Source organism: Planktothrix sp. FACHB-1355, assembly GCF_014748295.1.
GTDB lineage: Bacteria > Cyanobacteriota > Cyanobacteriia > Cyanobacteriales > Aerosakkonemataceae > Aerosakkonema > Aerosakkonema funiforme_A.
Genome location: NZ_JACJUP010000460.1, coordinates 1 through 4,890 on the forward strand (window position 1 = coordinate 1; position 4,890 = coordinate 4,890).

General features: G+C 49.2%; 5 protein-coding genes. 1 reads left to right on the plus strand and 4 read right to left on the minus strand.

Features of this window, described 5'->3' with window-relative positions; genetic code table 11:
* From H6S82_RS18360 to H6S82_RS18370, 3 genes are all read right to left on the minus strand, one after another.
* A partial coding sequence (locus H6S82_RS18360) for a ShlB/FhaC/HecB family hemolysin secretion/activation protein (RefSeq protein ID WP_191056514.1) occupies nucleotides 1–1,601 on the minus strand: 1,601 nt, incomplete at its 3' end.
* Between the two features lie 87 nt (nucleotides 1,602–1,688).
* A complete protein-coding gene (locus H6S82_RS18365) occupies nucleotides 1,689–1,844 on the minus strand; it encodes a hypothetical protein (protein ID WP_190475784.1) in 156 nt (51 codons plus the stop codon).
* A gap of 148 nt (nucleotides 1,845–1,992) precedes the next feature.
* Complete coding sequence (locus H6S82_RS18370) at nucleotides 1,993–2,652, minus strand: hypothetical protein (RefSeq protein WP_190475786.1); 660 nt, start codon at nucleotides 2,650–2,652, stop codon at nucleotides 1,993–1,995.
* 177 nt (nucleotides 2,653–2,829) lie between these two features.
* Between H6S82_RS18370 and rpsD the strand changes: the two genes are divergently transcribed.
* Entirely contained in the window at nucleotides 2,830–3,438 is a 609-nt protein-coding gene (rpsD, locus tag H6S82_RS18375; RefSeq protein ID WP_190475788.1) for a 30S ribosomal protein S4, read from the plus strand.
* 69 nt (nucleotides 3,439–3,507) lie between these two features.
* On the opposite strand, the gene moaA is transcribed toward rpsD, so the two are convergent.
* The gene (gene moaA, locus H6S82_RS18380) at nucleotides 3,508–4,494 is read right to left on the minus strand and encodes a GTP 3',8-cyclase MoaA (protein WP_190475790.1); all 987 of its coding nucleotides are present in this window, start codon (nucleotides 4,492–4,494) and stop codon (nucleotides 3,508–3,510) included.
* Nucleotides 4,495–4,890 lie beyond the last annotated feature (396 nt).

Consider the following 4,890-nt stretch of genomic DNA (forward strand, 5'->3'; position numbering starts at 1 on the left):
GAAGCAAAAACGCCATTATCCGTGAGTAAGGCGTCTTGACGATATCCGCGCACGCTTTCAAAACCACCCAAACCAAACTGCTCTAATGGTAAAAGAGCGCGATCGGCTAACTGCATATCTGCACGCAGCAACAGCAAAGGGGAATTAGTCGTATCTCTTCCTCGTCCTCCCAGCAGACGCAACCATTGCGCCTGTCCCCGCCAACCGACAAATCGGCTATCTGGATAGCTTTCGTTAATCGAGGCGTCAAAAGCACCTATGCCAAAATTGAACTGCGATCGAGCGGCGAATACAGATTGACTGCTTCGCTGCGTCCATTCTTGGAAAACCCGGATCGCCGAAATGCGCGTGCGCCCCTCGTCATCCGCACCGGGAGAAAGCTGGAAAGGCTCATCTAAAAGGAAAGTCTTGCTTTCTCGCCGAGAAGCGGTCACACCCACGGCGAATTCTTGAGTAGGAGTTTGAATAATTGGTTGGCGGTATGTCAGTTCGTAGTCGCGGGAAGCCGCCTCAATATCAACTTGGTCGAAAGGTTCTTCGATGATACTGCTTTTTGTGTAACCAAAGCTGAAACGGAGGGTGCCGTTACGGGCGTTGATGGGATAAGTATAGCTGGCATCGAATTCGTGACTGCCGGTAGTATTGGCATAGGACAAGGCCAAAGCATCTCCCTGTCCCAGCAAGTTAGCTTCGGTAAACGCCACTCCTCGCCGTAAAGTACCCACGCTAGGCGAACGACCGTTATCGAAAGTGATCTGAAGGTCTTCGGTTGGGGCTGGTCGTACTGTCACTTCCAGTACACTAGATCCGGGACGCGATCCCGCTGAAAGTTCTGCGGAAATATTTCTGATTAAGGGATTGAGTTGCAGCAGTTGCAGAGATTGCAGCAGGCGGTTGACATTCAGCGGCTTATCTGCACCCAAGGCAACCCGCGATCGCACATAGTTAGCATTCAACCGCCCAGTACCGGTAACTCGGATTTCTTCCACAACACCTTCCACCACCTGAATCTTGACAACGCCGCCGTTGAGTGCTTGGGGTGGAATAAAAGCACCAGATGTGATGTATCCCTTGCTGACGTACAGTTGCGTTACCGCAGAACGCGCTTGCAGCAGCTGGGCAAAGGAAACATCGCCCAGAAATGGTTTAGTAACTTCAGCTAATTCTCGATCGCTCAAGGCTGTATTGCCCTCGAACTCGAACCGTTCCACTTTGATGGTACTGGGAAGGTCACTGGGGGCAGGTTCTGTAGGTGCCGTATTTGAGGGAGTTGATGGTTGCAGCAGTTCGGAAGGTGGTGGTAGCGGTGCGGGCGTTGGTAGTGGCGGTAAAGGCGGCGGTGTTGGCGGAGTGGGAAGCACCGGATTCGGTACTTGGCTGGGATTTGGTGTCAGAGTCTGTGCTTTCAGCCCTTCAGCGTACAAACTGCCGATTAAGGCTACCAGACTTAAGGCGAGATAGGATGCAGCGTTAGAAGGTAAAAGCGTTCCCAAGGTTTGCCCGGTTACGGCGGCAAAAGGCAAAAGAGAAAGATTTTGTTTTTCTTTTGTCTTGTTAGTTTCCTTAAGTTTTAAGTTTTTAGTGTGGTTTTTGGGGTGCATTGCAAAAAGCTGGTATTACTTCTGGACTATAAATGTAACGGTAGGCACCTTCAACAGGGAATTTTAATTCTTCCTTGGAGTTTATCATCATTGACTTTCTACCATTAAAGCCAGAAATAAAGCTTTACTGCCAGTAGGATCGGGAATATGCAATAAGATACGTAAAAATTTTCGCTCGTTGCTATTTTCTGTGTCGATCGCCCTTTTATTGCCTTGAGGGTTGAGTGTATAATTTATTCCCACACTCGCAAAAGCGAACGGTTGCGCTGTAGCAGGCGTAGCTGACTGCTAATCGGAAAATCGAAACACACCCAGCAATCTCGCAGCGTTCCACAACTTGCCCGCTCAAAAATACAGAATAATTTGCAGTCAGCTTAGCACAAGTAATTTTTTACAACCCTCGCGGGTTTCTAGGCAATATGGGCAAGTTTGATGGCCCCAGCGGTGGCGTTTGGGGTACGGGAATAGGCCGATCGAGCAGCGGTGAAGTTCTGCGGGGCGCTACACTGGAAGGGTAAAAATCCTGTGGGCGATCGCTCCCATCAATGCAGGTTCTCATCACTTGCGACACAGAAATATCCACTTCCCTATGCAATCCCACCACGCAATCAGCAAAGCGCACCGGTAACAAACTGCGGCGGCAATTATCCAAAACGTCTGGAGCCGATGCGTTTTGAGTGCGGTTGCTGATATTTACCACGCAGGTTGCCAGGTCGCGGGGTCGTCGCACCGTCACGCAAGTGGAAAGGGCATCCACCGCCGCAATGTTCGTTTGCTGATTTATCCCCATAACGCATCTGGTTAAATCTTCCGGATACAGCGATGCTGCACAGGCGTCTGCCGCTACCGCTGCGGGTATATCCGCACGCACCATCTCGTAGGCACATCTTCGGAACTCGTTCCGCGTCACTGCTCCAGCCGGATTGCTGGGTATAGCGTAAGGCAATAAACACAGTGTCGCCAAGGGTGTAGCCCAACAGCGAATTAAACGAGACAATTTATTGGAAAAACTCTTTCCCATCATGGTTAAAGTTAGATAAACCTCTGCCAATATAAACTACCCTACCCCGCCTGACGGCTGGGGGTAGGGTTTTCAGTAGCCCTAAGCACAACGTCCTGCAATGAACAAAACAATAGCAGATTCGATCTATCTTGTTGATATTTGCACTAAAAGTTTGCGATACTGGAAAGTCTGGCTATTATATTGAGGATCTAGAGAGGAAGCGAGATGTCGCGATACAGAGGCCCACGCCTCAGAGTTGTTCGTCGCTTGGGAGACTTACCCGGCTTAACTCGGAAGTCGCCAAGACGTGCTTATCCACCCGGTCAGCACGGTCAGAACCGCAAGAAGCGTTCTGAATATGCTATTCGTTTAGAAGAAAAGCAAAAGCTTCGCTTTAACTATGGTTTAACCGAAACCCAGCTGCTGCGCTACGTCCGCAGAGCCCGTCGCGTTACCGGTTCCACCGGACAGGTGCTGTTGCAGTTGCTGGAAATGCGCCTGGATAATACGGTGTTCCGTATGGGTATGGCTCCCACCATCCCAGCAGCCCGCCAGCTGGTAAATCACGGTCACATCACAGTGAACGGTCGCGTAGTCAACATTCCCAGCTACAGTTGCAGACCCGGAGAAACGATCGGTGTCAGAGACAGGGAAAAATCCCGCAAGCTGGTGGAAGCTAACCTGCAATACCCCGGTTTGGCAAACCTACCCAGCCATTTGGAGTTTGATAAAAACAAGCTTGTTGGCAAAGTTAACGGTCTGGTCGAACGCGAATGGGTGGCGCTACAAATCAACGAGCTGCTGGTGGTTGAATACTACTCGCGGCAAGCCTAAGGATTTTCGATTTCGGATTTTGGATTTTAAATTCAATCCAAAATCCAAAATCCAAAATCTAAAATTCTTTCAGCCGCCAATTTGCGACATGGTGCGGGAATAAGCACCAGTCGTTCCCGAATAGCGCTGTTTGAAGTTAATCTCTGGTTTAATCGCCAGTAGCTGAAAAACTCGATCGCGTAATTCATCCGTGCTAACACCAGCGCGGAGTGCGCTCTTTAGGTCAATTTGTCCGCTTTCGTTTAACAAACACGGACGCAACCAACCATCTGCCGAAAGGCGCATCCGATTACAGCGATCGCAAAAACATTCTGACATCTGGCTGATAAATCCCAACGTCCCCTTCGCTCCCGGTATCTGGAACACATCGGCAGGGCCATTACCGCGAACTTGCCCTTCTGTCAAGCCCCAGCGAGCGCGGATGCGCTGTCGTAACTCTTCGGAAGACACCCAACCGCGATTACCGAATAGTTCGCCATTGCCAATCGGCATAAATTCAATAAAACGAACGTGCCATTCTCGATCGAAGGTGAGAGCTGCTAAATCGAGAACTTCGCGATCGTTCACATCCGGAATTATAACTACGTTCAATTTGAGGGGATCGAACCCTACCCGATACGCAGCTTGAATGCCCTCCCAAACCTCCTGCCAGCGCGATCGACCGCGATTGCCGACGATTTTATCAAAAGTATCCGGGTTGAGGGAATCCAGACTGATATTAATGCGTCGCAAACCGGCATCGTACAAATCTTGCGCCATTCCAGCGAGTAAAAACCCGTTGGTAGTCATCGAGATATCTTGAGTTTCGGGAAAAGATGCGATCGCCCTTACCAACTCTACAACGTTCTGACGCAGCAAAGGCTCTCCTCCTGTCAGGCGAAATCGCGTAAATCCCACAGGTACAAACACTTCCTCAATCAGGGTGAGCAGTTCTTCGTCGGTCAACAGGTGTTGCTGCAAGATGTAGTTTAGCTCTGCCCCTTCCGGCATACAATACTGACACCGGAAATTGCAGCGATCGATTAAGCTAATCCGGAGGTAATCAACTTGGTTCATGTTTTGATTTTGCTCAGTTTGCTGTACCTAAAGAAGCCTCGCCCCAACGCGGGTTTTCTGATGTAGCCAGAAAAAAAGGGATTTGCGTATATTTTCAGGCTTAATGACTATGGTAGAACTGTTATGAAAGATAAGGGTGTTGTGTGCGATCGCCTTTCCCGATTGCTCATAAAACTTATGCAAAATTTGAAATAATATCCTGTCCGGTAGCATCGGTAGTACCTGAATCATGTTGAGGATGGTCTGCACTGAATCGTTGGTTAAATTTTCATATACTTCTCGATCGGGTTATACTTAATAAAATAAACAAATTTAAGCAGATGTTGTCGTGTACGCACTCAAAAGAGAATTAAAACTAAATAATCGAGAAACCTCTCTCATGCGCGGCGGGGCTGG

Excerpts from the sequence above, each read along its gene's own strand:
- rpsD (WP_190475788.1), top strand. The coding sequence starts at position 2,830 with ATGTCGCGATACAGAGGCCCACGCCTCAGAGTTGTTCGTCGCTTGGGA.
- moaA (WP_190475790.1), bottom strand. The coding sequence starts at position 4,494 with ATGAACCAAGTTGATTACCTCCGGATTAGCTTAATCGATCGCTGCAAT.